We start from the raw sequence: 17,252 nt of genomic DNA, 5'->3' as shown, positions 1-17,252 counted from the left end.
CCGGTCATGCATTACGCAGACCGGCTTTTTGCTTTACAGCTCAGGCATCAGAACAGTTCGTGTTCCTGACCGTTATCCATGATGGTTGTTCCGACCTCATGTACAGCATGTTCTGTCGGCTGAGTCCCGTCGATAAAGTATTCCGGGCGACTGTTACCGCCGCCGTCAGAAAGCTTACCGGTACTCTTATCGATAGTGACGGTCACCACACCCGGAGGCGGAGTCTGTGGCTGTTCCGGCACTCCTTCCAGCACGGCTTTCATGTAATCATCCCAGGCTGGCTGAGCACTTTTCGCGCCGCCTTCGGCACCGGAGATTTGATCCGGGATGACACCGGAAGCCGTCGAACGGCCCAAATCACGACGGTGATCGTCAAAGCCAATCCAGACTGATGTCACCACGTCAGGGCCATATCCGGAGAACCAGGCATCTTTCGAGCTGTTGGTTGTCCCGGTTTTGCCGCCAATGTCGTGACGTTTCAGGTCGCGTCCTGCGCGCCAGCCCGTCCCCATCCAGCCCGGTTCCCCGAAGATGTTGGAGTTCAGTGCATCACTGATCAGGAATGACAGAGGAGTACTGATCACATGCGGTGCGTATTGCTGTGCGGCATCAACCTGTGGCGAGTTCGGCGGAACCTGCTCAAGTTGTGGCGTTGGCACACTGGTATTGTTATTGATGGTGGACGTAGCAACATTTTCTACGTTGTCATCCGACAGCACGGCAGATTTCTGCGTATCCCCATAAATAACCGGAATATTACAGGTACGGCAGGCGATTTTAGGTTTGGCTTCAAACTGAACCTGGCCGGACTCATCCACGATTTTGGTGATGAAATACGGATCAACCAGATAACCGCCGTTGGTCAGTGTGGCGTAACCGCGTACCACCTGTAACGGAGTGAATGAAGCAGAACCCAATGCCAGTGATTCGGAATGAACAATGTTCGCCGCCGGGAAGCCAAAACGCTGCAGATATTCAGCCGCGTAATCCACACCCATCGCACGCATCGCACGCACCATCACCACGTTTTTAGACTCGCCCAGACCCTGACGTAAACGGATCGGGCCGTAATACGTTGGCGGGGAGTTCTTCGGCCGCCAGTCGGTACCTGCACCGGCATCCCAGCGGGTGATTGGCATGTCATTCAGGATAGTCGCCAGCGTCAGGCCTTTATCCATTGCTGCGGTATACAGGAAAGGTTTGATGTTCGAACCGAGCTGACGAACCGCCTGATTGGCGCGGTTAAACTTACTCTGGTTGAAGTCAAACCCGCCGACCAGCGCTTCAATGGCACCGTCGTTTGGATTGAGTGAAACGATGGCTGAGTTGACATCAGGCACCTGCGCCAGCCACCAGTCATCACCCACTTTACGTACCCAAACTTGCTGACCAGGGCGCACCACGTCAGTGACTTTTTTCGGAGTCGGGCCCTGAGCATTGTCATTACGGTAAGGTCGCGCCCAGCGCATGCCGCTGAATGGCAGGCTGATGACCGCGCGGTTGGACATCGTTGCCGTCGCCTGAGCGTCGTCCGTTGCGGTGATAACGGCCGGGAACAGCGGGCCATACACCGGCAGGGTTTTCAGCGACTGAACAATCTTGTCCTGATCCCACGCAGGTTCACCCACTTTCCATAACTGATTTGACGGGCCACGGTAACCGTGGCGCATATCGTAATTGAGCACGTTGGTGCGCAGGGCTTCCTGCGCGGCCAGCTGGGTTTTCTTGGTAATGGTGGTGTAAACCATGTAGCCATCGTTATAAGCGTTGTCGCCATAACGTTTCACCATCTCCTGACGCACCATTTCGGTCAGATACGGCGCAGAAAACTCGATATGTGGAGCATGATAATTCGCCACCAGCGGCTCAGCACGCGCCTGATCGTACTGGGCCTGCGTGATGTATTTCTCATCCAGCATACGCGCCAGTACGGTGTTGCGACGCGCCAGAGAACGATCGTGAGAATACAGCGGATTGAAGGTTGACGGTGCTTTTGGCAGACCGGCAATCACCGCCATTTCACTGAGCGTCAGTTGGTTGACATTTTTCCCGAAGTAAACCTGTGCAGCGGCACCCACGCCATAAGCGCGATAACCGAGATAGATTTTATTCAGATACAGCTCAAGGATTTCATCTTTGGACATCATCTGCTCAATGCGGATGGCCAGAAATGCTTCCTTGATTTTACGGGTCAGCGTGCGTTCAGGACTCAGGAAGAAGTTACGGGCCAGTTGCTGAGTAATGGTACTCGCGCCCTGTGAGGCGTGGCCGGACACCAGCGCAACGGAAGCCGCACGGAAAATACCGATCGGGTCCACGCCGTGATGTTCATAGAAACGACTGTCTTCTGTCGCGATAAACGCATGCACCAGTTCCGGTGGGATCTGGTCGAGTTTCAGTGGGATACGGCGCTTTTCACCATATTGAGCGATTAAATCACCCTCGGCACTGAAAACTTGCATCGGTGTTTGCAAGCGCACGTCTTTAAGCGTGGCGACATCGGGTAGCTGTGGCTCGATATATTTATACAAACCGAAGATCGAGGCGGCTCCCAGCAAAATGCAACACACTGCAAGAATCAATAAATACTTTACGAACTTCACCTGAGATTTCCCATTAAGTGTCAATTGGGCAGTTTATAAACAACCGCGCGGTAGTATAAAGGCAAGCCAGCAACATGGATACGTTCTTTTATTTACCTGACGATATGGAGATTGGGCGAAAATGCGACTACAAGCATGGCAGGTAGGTCTGGATATTCAAGCCGGTTTTGCCCGTGCGATCGCCGTTCAGTGGCGGCGTCATGGCTGGCAATTACGTCACTGGTGGCAGCATCCTTTGCCTCCTTTCACATTGCGGGAGGGGATATTACATGAGACCGCGCCGCTGATCGCCCTTTTATCGTGCTGGCGAAAAACGCTGCCGACGTCTTTTTCATTACGAATAAGCCTTCCTGCACAACGTATTATGCAACAGCGAATGGCCGCGCCCGATGCCCGGTTGGGTGAGCCGCAGCGCAGTGCGTTTATTTTCGCTAACGCCGCGAAACAATTCCCCCTCGGCATGGAACATCTGGTGATGGACTACCGGGCTGATCCTCATGGTGATAATCAGTTGGTGGTTACAGCCGCAAGGCAGCAGGAAATTGAACAGTGGGTGCGATGCATGGCGCAGGCACGGTTGTTCCCGGATGCTATTGAACTGGCCCCTTGCGCACTTCAGATGGCGGCCTGTGCTGCCGGCGTTCCGGGTGATGCATTGCTGATTCATCCCCTTGACGATGCCTTTCTCTGGGCTTCGCCGCACAGCTTGCCGTTCCAGTTTGGCTTGCTGGATCACGCAGAGGCCATGACTGAAACCTCAATTTCTCAGAAGATCCGCACACAGTATCGCGCGGCCGCATTATGCCACGCGGAGGACTATTTCAGTGGCGAATCGCCATCTGCGGTAATGCAATGCTGGTCGCCATTAAGCGCAATCGCGCAATTGTCCGCGCCTTTGCCTGCGAATCCCGGTGCATTTGCGCCCGCCGTCGGGCTGGCTATTCGTCAGGCGGATTACTGATGCTCCAGGTCAATTTATTACCGTGGCGAAAGCTGCGCCGTCAAAAGCGGATGCGTTGCTGGCTGAAGATTTTCGTTTCGTTTCCGGTCTCTGTGGTGGTCTGTGCCTGGCTTCTGGCCGCTTTCATTGTGCAGGAGCGGACGTTATTGCAGGTGAAGCTGTCAGCGCTAAATTCAGGCATTCAAAAGATTATGCTTCAGCAGCGTCGTGTGGAGGCCGCATCAGCACAGGTAAAGGTTCTGACTGAAGCACGTCTTTTGAGCCACCAGCGTGTGCAGCGGAGCCGGGACTATCTGCAATTATTGGAGCTGCTGGCGTTAAAAATGCCCGAAGAACTGTGGCTGACTGAGCTGACAGAACATCAGGGAATGCTGACGTTAAAAGGTGAAGGGCGGTTGTACCACGACATTCTGGCATTGAGCGACATGCTGTCGGCAGGAGACTTGCTCAGCAAGGTCAGTCTTTCTGATGTACAGCAACAGCCCAACCAGAATCTGAGCTTCGTGATGAAAACGCAGTTTCGCGCTGAAAGGCCACTGCCTGCGCCGGAAGTACCGCAATGACCGGTTTTCTATCAGAGCGTATTGAACCGCTGATGGAAAAACCCGGCTGGCAGCGGGTATTCATTCTGACCGCATGTTTAGTGATGATGGTTTTAACGCTGTATCAGTTCGGATTGCGCGGATTATGGCAGCAACAGGAAACCCTGAAACGGGAGATTGACATCGCACAACAGACCCTTTCCCTGGCTCAGGTGACGCTAATGCGCATGATTCCACTGGAAAGACTGGAGCAGGAACTGGCCGGTAATGCGACATCACTGCGCAAAAGCCTGCCTCTTGAGCAAGCGTTTTCCCGGCCACTGAAAGACTCTCAGGCGGTGCTGATTCGCTGGCAACCCGTTTCGCAACCGAAACAAGAACCGCAGGGTGAGTTGCAGTTGCAGGTGACTTTTACCGAACTGATGCATTTTCTTCATGCGCTGTTGCAACGTCCTGAACAGCCTGCGTTTAGCGAGCTGAATCTGCATACCACCGGTGGTGGTGGGATGAAAGCATCAGTGTTACTGACACAAACCGCGCCAGCGGCGGAGTTTGTTAGCAGTGTCGTCGCGTCGAAAGCCGTGCGTGATCCGTTTAATACGCCACAGACACCCGACTGTGCTGGTGTTTCTCCGTTATCTGAATGGCTGTTAAGCGGGATTTCAGATGTCGGAGGGCAACGTTATGGCTGGCTGCTTTCTCCGCAGGGGCGCTGGAATAAAGTCGAAACAGGTTCACTCGTTGGGATGCCGCAATGGACGGTTGAAGTGCTCAGCAGTGTGCAGGTTGAACTTAGCCTCAGTGACGCACGTTGCGGCTTACAGCGTCAGATTATCAGGCTGGGTAAAGGTAATGATTCTCCAGGGAAAGGAAAATAATGAAATACGTAAATAAACGGATTGTGCTGTTTTTGCTGTGTTTATGTCTTAGCCCGGTGAAAGCCGGTACGCCACCGCTGATTTCGCTGGAGTTTCAGTCCTCGCCGGTCGGCTTGGTATTGCAGGCGCTGGCGGATGCCCGGCAACTGAATCTGGTCACCGCACCGGGTTTGGACGGGCAGATGAGTGTGAAACTCAAAGATGTGCCGTGGCAGCAGGCGCTCGACATCATTCTGCAAATGAACCATCTCACCAGTCAGTTGCAGGGCAACGTTTTATTGGTGTCGCCTGAAGAAGACCCGCAGGTTGTACAACAGCGGATAAAAGATGCCGCCGATCAGCAGGCGCTGCAAAGCCCGCTGATCAGCCTCACCGTCCCTTTGCAATATGCGGATGCGAAAGAGACGGCGCTTAGCCTGAACGCTCAGAAAGGATCGCTGTTGTCGCAAAAAGGCAATGCTTCTGCAGATACCCGCACCAATACGCTATTGTTACGTGACACGCAGGCGGCGCTGGATGTGGTGGCACCGTGGGTAAAGGAGATGGATTTACCCCTCCAGCAGGTCCAGCTGGCGGCGCATATCGTCACCATGAACAGCGAAAGCCTGCGCGAACTTGGAGTGCGCTGGGGATTTACCGGGGAGGAACCCATTACAAAAGCGGTGCGCATGAACAATTTCAGTATGGGAATGCCGGTCGAAAATCCGATATTTACTGCCGGCTTCAATCTTGCACACATCAGCGGGCGGATCCTTGATCTCGAACTGACGGCGCTTGAGCAGGAAGATAAGGTCGATATTATTGCCAGCCCGCGGCTGCTGACGGCGCATATGCAGACTGCCAGTATTAAACAGGGAACGGAAATCCCGTATCAGGTTTCCAGCGGGGCGAGTGGCAGCACGTCGATCGAATTCAAAGAAGCGGTGCTGGGAATGGAAGTCATGCCGAAAATTCAGCGTGACGGGCGTATTCAACTGGCGTTGCAGATTAGCCAGAACATGCCGGGGCGAAGTATCAAACAGTCCGAAGGCGAGGCGCTGGCGATCGATAAGCAGGAAATAAAAACCCAGGTGACGGTAAAAAACGGGGAAACGATCGTACTCGGCGGGATATTCCAGCGTAAAAACCAAAAAACGGATACGAAAGTCCCTGTCCTGGGTGACATTCCGGTGGTCGGTTCTTTGTTTAAACACCAATACACCAATGAACAGCGGCGTGAGTTGGTGATTTTCATCACTCCGACCTTAATCCTCACCCGTTAAATGGGTATTCTTACCCCTTGTAAATGACTTAATAACGTTGAGCGCATGCAACTTTTTGTGTTGCAAGAGGCTTCTGAGTTTGACGCTGCCGTCGATTTAGCTTACAAGGGTTACCGAATTGAGCACCGTGATCTTTTTATTACGACAGACACGCCGATAAAAACGTACGGTTTCCCTCCTGCGGCGTGCAAAGTGATTTATTCGGTTGCCAAACTACCAAGAGTGTTGAGATAATTTTTTTCTGATCTCGCACTATATCGCTCATGAGGTTTCAGTTTAGGTCCCGCCGCTAATTTGATTGGCGGGGCGGGTTATCATCAACGAATTGTCTTAGTAATACCGAAAAACATGGCAGAGAAACGCAATATCTTTCTGGTTGGGCCTATGGGTGCCGGCAAAAGCACTATTGGTCGACAGTTAGCTCAGCAACTCAATATGGAGTTTTTCGACTCCGATCACGAAATTGAGCGACGTACCGGAGCTGATGTGGGCTGGGTATTTGATTTGGAAGGCGAAGACGGATTCCGCGACCGCGAAGAAAAAGTGATCAACGAACTGACCGAAAAACAAGGCATTGTTCTGGCGACAGGTGGCGGTTCCGTGAAATCACGTGAAACCCGTAACCGTTTGTCAGCGCGTGGCGTTGTCGTCTATCTTGAAACTACCATCGAAAAACAACTGGCGCGTACACAACGCGACAAAAAACGTCCATTATTACAAGTGAGTGCTCCGCCGCGTGAAGTGCTTGAAGCACTGGCGAGAGAGCGCAATCCTTTGTATGAAGAGATTGCCGACGTCACTATTCGTACCGATGATCAAAGTGCCAAAGTCGTTGCTAACCAGATTATCAATATGCTGGAAAGTAACTGATTATTGGTGTCCATCATTGCCTGAGGGTGTCAGTTAAAGAAGGTCACAGAGCACGACATGGAGAGGATTACCGTAACGTTAGGGGAGCGTAGCTACCCCATTACGATTGCTGCCGGATTGTTCCACGATCCGGCTTCTTTTATGCCGGTAAAGGCAGGCGATCAGGTCATGATAGTGACCAATGAAACCCTTGCCCCTCTCTATCTGGATGCAATTCGTTCAGTGCTGGAGCAGGCAGGCGTTCGTGTTGATCAGGTCATTTTGCCTGATGGTGAACAATACAAATCCCTGACTGTTCTAAATGACGTGTTCTCCGCGCTACTCGAAAAGCCGCACGGACGTGATACGACTCTGATCGCTCTTGGTGGTGGCGTAGTCGGTGATTTAACCGGCTTCGCTGCAGCCAGTTATCAGCGCGGTGTACGCTTTGTTCAGGTGCCAACCACGCTGCTTTCTCAGGTTGATTCCTCCGTTGGCGGTAAAACAGCGGTAAACCATCCGCTCGGAAAAAACATGATCGGCGCTTTTTATCAGCCTGCGTCGGTGGTGGTTGATCTCGACTGTCTGCGAACTCTGCCTGCCCGTGAAATGTCATCGGGTCTTGCGGAAGTTATCAAATACGGCATTATTTTGGATGCTGATTTCTTTGTGTGGCTTGAAGACAACATGGATGCTTTACTGGCGCTGGATATGAATGCGCTGGCGTATTGCATCCGTCGTTGCTGCGAGCTGAAAGCCGAGGTTGTGGCTGCCGATGAACGTGAAAACGGACTGCGCGCCTTGCTGAATCTGGGCCATACTTACGGCCATGCTATTGAAGCAGAAATGGGTTACGGTAACTGGTTACATGGCGAAGCTGTGGCAGCTGGAATGGTGATGGCGTGTTATACAGCTCATCGCCTGGGGCAGTTCAGTCTGGGTGATATCGCCCGGGTGAAAGCCCTGCTGACCCGCGCAGGTTTGCCTGTGACGGGCCCCGAAGTTATGGACGCGCAGTCTTATCTGCCGCACATGATGCGTGATAAGAAAGTACTGGCTGGCGAGCTGCGTCTGGTTTTACCGAAAGCAATTGGTCAGTCTGAAGTACGCTCCGGCGTATCGCATGAAATGGTGCTGGCTTCGATTGAAGATTGCCGTTAAGACTGTGGCCATAATGATGGCCAGATAACGACCGATTTTACGTTTGCCAGCAAAGCTTTATATTTTTAGTCAGGATAGTTGCTCCGCGTAAAGCCTCTTGAGGCTTTTGCCGGGTTGGAGGTTTTAGATGGATGATTTAACACCGGAAGACGATCTCAAACCAGACACCAGCGATCGCCGCCCACCGCGCGCGCGCAAACCGTCTCCTTCCATTCCAAAAGTCGCTGTATCCCGTCAGTACGTGATGATCGGCATCGGGATTGTGGTGCTGGTATTGCTGATTGTCGGTATCGGCTCAGCCATGAAGTCACCTTCCTCCAGCCAGCCTGCTCAGCAGACCAATGGTCCGAAAGACATCAGTCTCTCAGGTAACGATGCTGCGGCACCTGCTCAACCTTCTGCTCAGGCTCAGGCTAATACGGCGCAAGCCGTAGACGGTCAACAGCCAGCTGATGGCCAGCAACCGAAGAGTATCGGTTTACCGCCAGTTTCCCCGACACCAACCGAAGCCGAGCCTGTTCCCAATAATGGTCAGGCGAAAGAACGTGTCGATTTGCCGGGTGATATGAGCGATGCGCTTTCTTCCCAGCAAAATCAGGTCGATGGCGTGGCACAAGGCAGTATGGCACCTGCGGCTCAGTCACTGACTTCTTTGCCGACCGCACCAGCGACCGTCAACGGTTCAGCTCATACTCAGGCGCCGGCAGGTTCTCAGCCGTCAGCCACCCATGTACGTCCGGCACAGTCTTCGCGTAATGCGCAGCCTGCTCATACCTCGAAACAGGCTGAGCATAAGACATCAGCAACGGCGTCGCATACCGCGAAAACGCCGGCAACCAAATCCTCCGCGTCACCTGCTCCGGTTGCCTCTGCACCGGCAACAGCTTCTGGCAGCACATCTGCCATTAAGTCTGCGCCAGGTACGCACTTTACCCTGCAACTGAGCGGCGCTTCTCAGTCCAATACACTGAATGCGTTTGCAAAACAGCAGGGCCTGAAAAATTATCTGGTTTATCAGACCGCCCGCGACGGGAAGCCGTGGTTTGTACTGGTGAGTGGTAACTACGCTTCTTCTGCAGAAGCCAAACGTGCTATTTCCAGCTTGCCTGCGGAAGTTCAGGCGAAAAAACCGTGGGTCAAGCCTGTACATCAGGTACAGCAAGACCTGAAAAAATGAAACTGATCTCAACGCGATTTGCTGTCTAAAAACAGGATACAATCCGCGGCTGTGAATTGTATATAAGTAGCTAACTGACGGCATGAAGAAGAACCGCGCGTTTTTGAAGTGGGCTGGCGGCAAATACCCGCTGATTGATGACATCAAACGTCATCTTCCGGTGGGAGATTGTCTGATTGAGCCTTTTGTTGGCGCGGGCTCCGTATTTTTGAATACCGAGTATGACGCTTATATTCTGGCGGACATCAATAGCGACCTGATCAATCTCTACAACATTGTGAAGACACGCACTGAAGAATTTGTGCGTGATGCTCACGTGCTTTTTACGCCAGAGTTTAACGAATCAGATCGTTTTTACGGCCTGAGGGCTGAGTTTAATGCCAGCAGCGATACTTATCGTCGCTCGGTACTTTTCCTCTATCTTAACCGCCATTGTTACAACGGCCTGTGTCGTTATAATCTCAGTGGCGCGTTTAATGTGCCTTTCGGGCGTTATAAAAAGCCTTATTTTCCTGAAGAAGAACTCTACTGGTTTGCTGAAAAAGCGAAGAATGCAGTATTCGTGTGTGAGCATTATCAGGACACGTTGCTGAAAGCGCAGTCTGGCTCGGTGGTTTATTGTGATCCGCCTTATGCCCCGCTTTCTGCGACAGCAAATTTTACGGCGTACCACACCAACAGTTTTAGCATGGATGATCAGCGTAATCTGGCTCGTCTGGCGTATCAGCTTTCCAATGAGAACGATGTGCCGGTGCTGATTTCCAACCACGAAACACCACTTACGCTGGAATGGTATGCACAGGCGAAACAGCTGCACCGCGTGTCAGCGCGTCGCACTATCAGCAGTAAAGTTGCCCAGCGCAGCATGGTGAATGAACTTTTAGCGCTATATCGCTGATTACCGGCCAAGCGGTGATCATCGGATAAACCTATCGTTTGGAGAAGCGGATGAAACAGTTTTTGATTGCACCGTCCATTCTGTCTGCTGACTTTGCCCGTTTGGGCGAAGACACAGCGAAAGCTCTGGAAGCGGGCGGAGATGTGGTCCATTTTGATGTGATGGACAACCACTACGTCCCCAATCTGACGATGGGGCCAGCCATTCTTAAATCACTGCGTAACTACGGCATTACCGCGCCGATCGATGTTCACCTGATGGTCAAACCGGTTGATCGTCTGATCCCGGATTTTGCCGAAGCCGGTGCCTCTTACATTACTTTCCATCCCGAAGCGTCCGAGCATGTTGACCGCTCCCTGCAGCTGATTAAAAGCCATGGCTGTAAAGCCGGTCTGGTGTTTAACCCGGCAACCTCCCTGAGCTATCTCGAATACGTGATGGATAAACTCGACGTGATCCTGCTGATGTCGGTGAATCCTGGCTTCGGCGGGCAGTCGTTTATTCCGGGCACACTGGATAAACTGCGTCAGGTTCGCAAGATTATTGATGCCAGCGGTTATGACATTCGTCTGGAAGTAGACGGTGGTGTGAAAGCCGACAATATCGGCGAAATCGCCGCTGCCGGTGCAGATATGTTTGTCGCCGGTTCCGCTATCTTCAATCAGCCGGATTACCGCACGGTGATTGACCATATGCGCAGTGAACTGGCTAAGGTCTCACATGACTGAAATTCTCGCCGCCCGCGGTTTAGGTTTTGACCTCGACGGTACGCTGGTCGACAGCGCGCCGGGTCTCTCTGAAGCCATGGATATGGCGCTGCGTGATTTCAATTTACCTGTCGCAGGCGTTGAGCGTCTCAGTACCTGGATTGGCAATGGTGCTGACGTGATGGTTGAACGTGCCGTTCGCTGGGCCGAAGGTGATTTGTCGCCAGAGTTTCTGCAGAAAGTGCGCGATAAATTCGATCACTATTATGCCGATACTGCCGCAGGTGGCAGCCGTTTATACCCGCAAGTCAAAGAGACGCTGGCTGCACTGGCCGCAGCCGGGCTGCCAATGGGGCTGGTGACCAACAAACCCACGCCTTTCATCGCGCCTTTGTTGCAATCGTTGGGTATCGACAGCTATTTCACGGTCGTGATTGGCGGCGACGATGTCGTGGCGAAAAAACCGCATCCGGCACCGGTCTACATGACCCTGGCACTGCTCGGATTGCGCGCCAGTGAAATGGTTTTTGTCGGTGATTCTCGCAATGATATTCATGCTGCGCAGGCCGCTGGTTGTCCGTGTGTGGGCATGACTTACGGCTATAACTACGGTGAAACTATCGCGCTGACCAAACCCGATCGCGTACTGGATAATTTCGCCGACCTTTTGCCCACTTTAGGGCTGTTATCTTTAAAAGATCAGGAAGCATAAAATGAGTAAACCCATCGTATTTAGTGGCGCACAGCCCTCAGGCGAATTGACCATTGGCAACTACATGGGTGCGCTGCGTCAATGGGTCAAAATGCAGGACGATTACGAATGCATTTACTGCATCGTCGATTTGCACGCGATCACCGTGCGTCAGGATGCGGAAAAGCTGCGCAAAGCGACGCTGGACACGCTGGCGCTGTATCTGGCGGTCGGCATTGATCCGAAGAAAAGTACCATCTTCGTGCAGTCTCATGTTCCTGAACATAGTCAGCTAAGCTGGGCGCTGAATTGCTACACCTATTTCGGTGAGCTGGGTCGTATGACGCAGTTTAAAGACAAATCAGCGCGCTATGAAACCTCCAACAGCGAAAGCATCACTGCTGGCCTGTTTGATTATCCGGTGCTGATGGCGGCGGATATTCTGCTGTACCAGACCAATCAGGTGCCGGTTGGTGAAGACCAGAAACAACATCTGGAACTGAGCCGCGATATCGCCGCACGTTTCAACGCGCTTTATGGTGATGTGTTTACCGTGCCGGAGCCGTTCATTCCGAAATCCGGTGCACGCGTGATGTCATTGCAGGAACCGACCAAGAAGATGTCAAAGTCGGATGACAACCGTAAAAACGTGATTGGCCTGCTGGAAGATCCGAAAGCGGTGACCAAAAAAATTAAAAGCGCGATGACGGATTCTGAAGAGCCGCCAGTCATCCGTTACGATATTAAAAACAAGCCGGGCGTTTCTAACCTGCTGGATATCCTTTCTGGTGTGACGGGCAAAGCCATTCCTGAGCTGGAAGCTGAATTTGAAGGCCAGATGTATGGTCATCTGAAAGGTGCCGTTGCTGAAGCGGTTTCAGGCATGCTCACTGAAGTGCAGGAACGTTTTAACCGCTTCCGCAGTGACGAAGCTTACCTGCAACAGGTCATGAAAGAAGGGGCTGAGAAAGCCCGTGCCCGTGCCAGCGTGACGCTGAAGAAGGCCTACGAAGCTATTGGCTTCGTCACTCTTCCCTAATTTCTGCTTTGGCCGTTAAATCAAAACCACGTCTTTGGACGTGGTTTTTTGCTTTCAGATCCTCAGTAAACCGCTGTGCTCAATCCGATGGCATCGCTACGGTTTCGCTGGCAAACCAGTTGAGTTTCTGACGTAAGCTCACCACGCTGCCGACAATAATCAGACTGGGGCTTTGCACCTTTTTCGCCAGATTTTCGAGCTCTGTGAGCTTCCCTGTCACCACTCGTTGTTGCTGGCTGGTGCCGTTTTCTACCAGTGCGACAGGCGTTTCTGCTGCCAGGCCATTCTCCAGCAACCGGCGCTGGATCTCTCCGGCCTGCGTAAGCCCCATATAAAACACCAGTGTTTGCTGAGTTTGCGCCATGCAGGCCCAGTCTAAAACTCCATCCTGCTTCGCATGGCCGGTGATCAGCCGCACGCTTTGCGCGTGATCGCGGTGGGTCAGCGGAATACCGCTGTAAGCGGAACAACCGGAGGCCGCCGTGATGCCCGGCACCACGGAGAACGCGATGCCTGCGGCTTTCAGTGCTTCCAGTTCTTCGCCGCCACGACCAAAGATAAACGGATCGCCCCCTTTGAGACGGACAACGCGTTTGCCCATCTGCGCCTGTTCCAGCAGGATTTCATTGATGCGCTCCTGCGGCACACAATGGTGTCCGGCACGTTTGCCCACGAAAATCCGCTCCGCGTCGCGACGTGCCAGATTCAGCACGCTGTCAGAAACCAGCCGGTCGTAAACCACCACGTCGGCCAGTTGCATCTGTTGCAAGCCTTTGAGCGTCAGTAATCCGGCATCGCCCGGTCCGGCGCCGACCAGAATCACTTCGCCATGTTTATCCACGGGCTCGCGGAATAATTCTTCAAGGTATTCGTGGCTTTGCACGTTGTCATTGTTCGCCAGCGACTGCGCCAGGCGATGATGATTAAACAGTTTTTCCCACCAGCGACGGCGCTCAGAAGCATCAGGAAAATGTGTTTTTACCCGCGCCCGCAATCCGCCCGCGACCTGTGCCAGTTTGCCCAGATGCTGCGGCAGAATGGATTCCAGACGTTCGCGCAGCAAACGCGCGAGTACCGGCGCATTACCGCCGGAAGACACCGCGATCATCAGCGGAGAACGGTCAATGATCGACGGCATGATCACGCTGGCACTTTCCGGCGCATCGACCACGTTGCAGAACACGCGGCGGTGATCTGCGGCTTCGCTGACTTCCTGATTCACCAGATCGGAATCGGTCGCAGCGATCACCAGCCATTTTTCATCCACCAGCAGCGGTGAAAATTCACCGCGTAACAGGCGGACTTTGCCTTCATCTGCCCAGATCTGAAATTGCGGCGTAAAGGTGAGGGCGTTCACCGTTAGTTTTGCGCCAGCTTCCAGCAGCAAACGCGCTTTACGCTCTGCAACATCACCGGCACCGACCAGTAAGCAGGCTCTGTTTTTTAACTGACAAAAAAGGGGCAGGTAATCCATAGATAATATTCTCTGAGGCGGCGTTCTTTGAAATAGCGTTCTTTGGAATGAATAATAACGCCGCCCGGAGGCGGCGTGGAAGGCGCGGAGTTTAGCCGATTTCAGCCCGAAGCCTGGTGGTGTTGATTTCCACATTTCCGTCCTGTACGCGGACCTCGTAAGCCGGAATCGAATACTGCTCGTCTTCCATGCAGACACCGTCGGTCAGGCGGAAATGCTGTTTTTTCAGCGGACTGGCTACCCAAAGCTCGCCCTGATGTTCAGCGATAATCCCGCGTGACAGCACGCTGGCCTGTGCGAAAGGGTCGATGTTCGACAGCGCAAAAATCTGCTCATCAGCATAAGGACGAAACAGCGCGACCTGCTGATCGCCTGCCAGTGCGCAAACACCGCATGCAGGCAGGATCTGGTGGACAGAACAAAGCGTTAACCATTGGCTCATAATACTTCCTCCCCGTCGGCGATTTGTCTTACCGGGATACGTTCGTCAGGACGCGCCGGACGATGTTGCTGACGCTCACCGACGAACTGCACGTTCGGGTCACGCTGGCTGCTGTTGATAAAGTGACTGAAGCGGGTTTGCGCCGCCGGATCGTTCAGCGTTTCCTGCCATTCACAAACCGCTGAGTCGCGCAGGCGTGTCAGTTCGGCTTCGAGCTGGTCGTTAATTCCCAGTTTGTTATCGATGATGACTTTACGCAGGTAGTCGATACCGCCTTCGAGATTGTCCATCCAGACCGAGGTACGTTGCAGTTTATCGGCAGTGCGGATGTAGAACATCATGAAACGGTCGAGATAACGCAGCAGGGTGTCGTTATCCAGATCGGCGGCCAGTAAATCACCGTGCCGTGGTTTCATGCCGCCGTTGCCGCAGACATACAGGTTCCAGCCGTTTTCCGTGGCGATAATCCCGACATCTTTGCCCTGTGCTTCCGAGCATTCACGGGTACAACCGGACACGCCAAATTTCATTTTGTGGGGCGTGCGGATGCCTTTGTAGCGGTTTTCCAGGCTGATGCCGAAACCGAGGCTGTCGCCCACGCCGTAACGGCACCAGGTGCTGCCGACGCAGGTTTTTGCCATACGCAGGGCTTTGGCGTAGGCCTGACCGGTTTCGAAGCCGGCGTTAATCAGTTTCTGCCAGATGGCGGGTAAATCGTCCTTTTGCGCGCCGAACATGCCGATACGCTGCGAGCCGGTAATTTTGGTGTAGAGATTGTATTCAGCTGCGATTTCACCAATTGCCTGCAAGCCTTGCGGTGTGATTTCACCGCCCGGCGAGCGCGGTATAACGGAATAGGTACCGTCTTTTTGCATGTTAGCAAGGAACACATCGTTGGTATCCTGCAATGGCGTGTGCTGCGGTTTCAGCACGTAATCGTTCCAGCAGGAAGCCAGCAGCGATCCGACGGTCGGTTTACAGACTTCACAACCGTAGCCTTTGCCGTATTTATTCAGCAAGTCGTCGAATGAGCGGATACCTTCCACGCGGATCAGGTGATAAAGCTCCTGGCGCGAATAGGCGAAGTGTTCGCACAGATGATGGTTAACTTCGATGCCTTGTTTGCTGAGTTCAGCATTTAGCACCTGCGTTACCAGCGGGATACAGCCGCCGCAACCGGTACCGGCTTTGGTCGCCGATTTCAGTGCCGCCACGGTGTGACAACCGCCCTGAACCGCTTTGATGATATCGCCTTTGGTGACGTCAAAACACGAACAGATTTGCGCGCTTTCCGGCAGGGCATCGGTGCCAATCACCGCGCCACCGCTGCCTGCGTGAGCGGGCAGGATCAGCGCATCGGGATTTTCCGGCAGTGGAATACTGTTCAGCACCAGTTGCAGCAGATTGCCGTAATCGCTGGTATCACCGACCAGCACGGCACCGAGCAGCGTTTTATTGTCTTCGCTGACCACCAGGCGTTTGTACAACGCTTTGGTTTCATCCAGATAAACGTAGCTGCGTGCGCCCGGCGTGCGGGCATGCGCGTCGCCGATACCGGCCACATCCACGCCTAACAGTTTCAGTTTGGCGCTCATGTCTGCGCCGGTGAAGGCGTTATCGCGACCGAGTAAATGATCAGCGGTGACCTGCGCCATTTTGTAGCCCGGTGCCACCAGACCGAAAGTACGCTGATTCCACGAAGCACATTCGCCGATGGCGTACACATCCGGGTCACTGGTCTGGCACTGGTCGTTAATCACAATGCCACCGCGCGGAGCGATCTCTAAATCACACTGGCGCGCCAGTTTGTCCTGCGGACGGATACCGGTGGAGAATACGATGAAATCGACTTCAAGGAAGGTGCCATCGGCGAACTCCATCGTTTTACGGGCAGACGTGCCGCCCTGAACAATCTGTTGAGTATTTTTGGCGGTGTGGACGCGTACGCCCATGCTTTCGATTTTCTGGCGTAGCTGGCTGCCGCCCTGCGTATCGAGTTGTTCCGCCATCAGGCCGGGGGCGAATTCTACCACGTGGGTTTCAACCCCGAGGTTTTTCAATGCACCGGCGGCTTCAAGGCCGAGTAGACCGCCGCCGACCACGGCACCGCGTTTGCTACGACGGGCGCAGGATTCGATGGCATGTAAGTCTTCAATGGTGCGGTAAACGAAGCAATCCTGACTGTCAGAACCCGCGATCGGCGGCACCCACGGGTAGGAGCCGGTGGCGATAATCAGTTTGTCGTAATACACCGTGCGGCCGCTGCTGGAATGAATGACTTTTTCACTGCGGTTGAGCGTAATCGCCCGTTCGCCAATCAGCACATTGACGTTATGTTTTTCGTAGAATCCTTCGCGAACCAGTGACAGTTCTTCGGCAGTATGATGTGAAAAATAAGAGGAAAGATGGACGCGGTCATAGGCCACGCGCGGCTCTTCACAAAATACCGTGATATCGAACTGGCCCGGTTCTGCTTTATCCAGTAAATCTTCGATAAAGCGATGGCCGACCATGCCGTTGCCAATAATCGCGATTCTGACTTTGCTCATAATTGCCTCAATATTGATT

Annotated in this window: 15 protein-coding genes; 11 read left to right on the top strand and 4 right to left on the bottom strand. The window is 53.3% G+C overall.

Going from position 1 to position 17,252, the window contains the following annotated elements; all coding sequences use genetic code 11:
• Positions 1-47: 47 nt before the first annotated feature.
• Entirely contained in the window at positions 48-2,603 is a 2,556-nt protein-coding gene (gene mrcA, locus LC431_RS12285) for a peptidoglycan glycosyltransferase/peptidoglycan DD-transpeptidase MrcA (protein WP_013573610.1), read from the bottom strand.
• Between the two features lie 121 nt (positions 2,604-2,724).
• On the opposite strand from mrcA, the gene pilM reads away from it, so the two are divergent.
• From pilM to trpS, 11 genes are all read left to right on the top strand, one after another.
• Complete coding sequence (gene pilM, locus LC431_RS12280; RefSeq protein WP_223509915.1) at positions 2,725-3,564, top strand: pilus assembly protein PilM; 840 nt, start codon at positions 2,725-2,727, stop codon at positions 3,562-3,564.
• Positions 3,564-4,127, top strand: coding sequence for a PilN domain-containing protein (locus tag LC431_RS12275; protein ID WP_013573612.1), 564 nt, complete (start codon positions 3,564-3,566; stop codon positions 4,125-4,127). The genes pilM and LC431_RS12275 overlap by 1 nt, the downstream gene beginning before the upstream one ends.
• Complete coding sequence (locus tag LC431_RS12270; protein WP_013573613.1) at positions 4,124-4,984, top strand: hypothetical protein; 861 nt, start codon at positions 4,124-4,126, stop codon at positions 4,982-4,984. Before LC431_RS12275 ends, LC431_RS12270 begins: the two co-directional genes overlap by 4 nt.
• On the top strand, positions 4,984-6,246 hold the full coding sequence (hofQ, locus tag LC431_RS12265; protein ID WP_013573614.1) for a DNA uptake porin HofQ: 1,263 nt from the start codon (positions 4,984-4,986) through the stop codon (positions 6,244-6,246). The genes LC431_RS12270 and hofQ overlap by 1 nt, the downstream gene beginning before the upstream one ends.
• A gap of 348 nt (positions 6,247-6,594) precedes the next feature.
• Positions 6,595-7,116, top strand: a complete 522-nt coding sequence (gene aroK / locus LC431_RS12260) for a shikimate kinase AroK (RefSeq protein WP_014333540.1) — start codon at positions 6,595-6,597, stop codon at positions 7,114-7,116.
• Between the two features lie 57 nt (positions 7,117-7,173).
• Positions 7,174-8,256 (top strand): 3-dehydroquinate synthase, encoded by a 1,083-nt coding sequence (gene aroB, locus LC431_RS12255; RefSeq protein ID WP_013573616.1) that lies wholly within the window; start codon positions 7,174-7,176, stop codon positions 8,254-8,256.
• 127 nt (positions 8,257-8,383) lie between these two features.
• Positions 8,384-9,433 (top strand): SPOR domain-containing protein, encoded by a 1,050-nt coding sequence (locus LC431_RS12250; RefSeq protein WP_112151928.1) that lies wholly within the window; start codon positions 8,384-8,386, stop codon positions 9,431-9,433.
• A gap of 82 nt (positions 9,434-9,515) precedes the next feature.
• A complete protein-coding gene (gene dam / locus LC431_RS12245; protein WP_013573618.1) occupies positions 9,516-10,331 on the top strand; it encodes an adenine-specific DNA-methyltransferase in 816 nt (271 codons plus the stop codon).
• A gap of 50 nt (positions 10,332-10,381) precedes the next feature.
• Positions 10,382-11,059, top strand: a complete 678-nt coding sequence (gene rpe, locus LC431_RS12240; RefSeq protein WP_013573619.1) for a ribulose-phosphate 3-epimerase — start codon at positions 10,382-10,384, stop codon at positions 11,057-11,059.
• Positions 11,052-11,750, top strand: coding sequence for a phosphoglycolate phosphatase (locus tag LC431_RS12235; RefSeq protein WP_013573620.1), 699 nt, complete (start codon positions 11,052-11,054; stop codon positions 11,748-11,750). The genes rpe and LC431_RS12235 overlap by 8 nt, the downstream gene beginning before the upstream one ends.
• Position 11,751: 1 nt before the next feature.
• The gene (gene trpS / locus LC431_RS12230; RefSeq protein WP_013573621.1) at positions 11,752-12,768 is read left to right on the top strand and encodes a tryptophan--tRNA ligase; all 1,017 of its coding nucleotides are present in this window, start codon (positions 11,752-11,754) and stop codon (positions 12,766-12,768) included.
• A gap of 79 nt (positions 12,769-12,847) precedes the next feature.
• Here the strand turns inward: trpS and cysG are convergent, their stop codons facing one another.
• From cysG to nirB, 3 genes are all read right to left on the bottom strand, one after another.
• Entirely contained in the window at positions 12,848-14,242 is a 1,395-nt protein-coding gene (gene cysG / locus LC431_RS12225) for a siroheme synthase CysG (protein ID WP_013573622.1), read from the bottom strand.
• Positions 14,243-14,333: 91 nt separating this feature from the next.
• Positions 14,334-14,684 (bottom strand): nitrite reductase small subunit NirD, encoded by a 351-nt coding sequence (nirD, locus tag LC431_RS12220; RefSeq protein ID WP_223509913.1) that lies wholly within the window; start codon positions 14,682-14,684, stop codon positions 14,334-14,336.
• Complete coding sequence (nirB, locus tag LC431_RS12215; RefSeq protein WP_112198417.1) at positions 14,681-17,233, bottom strand: nitrite reductase large subunit NirB; 2,553 nt, start codon at positions 17,231-17,233, stop codon at positions 14,681-14,683. The genes nirD and nirB overlap by 4 nt, the downstream gene beginning before the upstream one ends.
• Positions 17,234-17,252 lie beyond the last annotated feature (19 nt).

The sequence above is a fragment of the Rahnella sp. GSA61A genome, assembly GCF_019969905.1.
Taxonomy (GTDB): Bacteria; Pseudomonadota; Gammaproteobacteria; order Enterobacterales; family Enterobacteriaceae; genus Rahnella; species Rahnella aceris.
Note: the sequence above shows the minus strand (reverse complement) of the source record. Positions and strands in the feature narration are given on the sequence as shown.

What these genes read in the sequence shown, in the direction of transcription:
- hofQ (WP_013573614.1), top strand. Translation starts at nt 4,984, where the DNA reads ATGAAATACGTAAATAAACGGATTGTGCTGTTTTTGCTGTGTTTATGT.
- cysG (WP_013573622.1), bottom strand. Translation starts at nt 14,242, where the DNA reads ATGGATTACCTGCCCCTTTTTTGTCAGTTAAAAAACAGAGCCTGCTTA.
- LC431_RS12235 (WP_013573620.1), top strand. Translation starts at nt 11,052, where the DNA reads ATGACTGAAATTCTCGCCGCCCGCGGTTTAGGTTTTGACCTCGACGGT.
- pilM (WP_223509915.1), top strand. Translation starts at nt 2,725, where the DNA reads ATGCGACTACAAGCATGGCAGGTAGGTCTGGATATTCAAGCCGGTTTT.
- trpS (WP_013573621.1), top strand. Translation starts at nt 11,752, where the DNA reads ATGAGTAAACCCATCGTATTTAGTGGCGCACAGCCCTCAGGCGAATTG.
- dam (WP_013573618.1), top strand. Translation starts at nt 9,516, where the DNA reads ATGAAGAAGAACCGCGCGTTTTTGAAGTGGGCTGGCGGCAAATACCCG.
- LC431_RS12270 (WP_013573613.1), top strand. Translation starts at nt 4,124, where the DNA reads ATGACCGGTTTTCTATCAGAGCGTATTGAACCGCTGATGGAAAAACCC.
- nirD (WP_223509913.1), bottom strand. Translation starts at nt 14,684, where the DNA reads ATGAGCCAATGGTTAACGCTTTGTTCTGTCCACCAGATCCTGCCTGCA.
- LC431_RS12275 (WP_013573612.1), top strand. Translation starts at nt 3,564, where the DNA reads ATGCTCCAGGTCAATTTATTACCGTGGCGAAAGCTGCGCCGTCAAAAG.
- LC431_RS12250 (WP_112151928.1), top strand. Translation starts at nt 8,384, where the DNA reads ATGGATGATTTAACACCGGAAGACGATCTCAAACCAGACACCAGCGAT.
- aroB (WP_013573616.1), top strand. Translation starts at nt 7,174, where the DNA reads ATGGAGAGGATTACCGTAACGTTAGGGGAGCGTAGCTACCCCATTACG.
- aroK (WP_014333540.1), top strand. Translation starts at nt 6,595, where the DNA reads ATGGCAGAGAAACGCAATATCTTTCTGGTTGGGCCTATGGGTGCCGGC.
- rpe (WP_013573619.1), top strand. Translation starts at nt 10,382, where the DNA reads ATGAAACAGTTTTTGATTGCACCGTCCATTCTGTCTGCTGACTTTGCC.
- nirB (WP_112198417.1), bottom strand. Translation starts at nt 17,233, where the DNA reads ATGAGCAAAGTCAGAATCGCGATTATTGGCAACGGCATGGTCGGCCAT.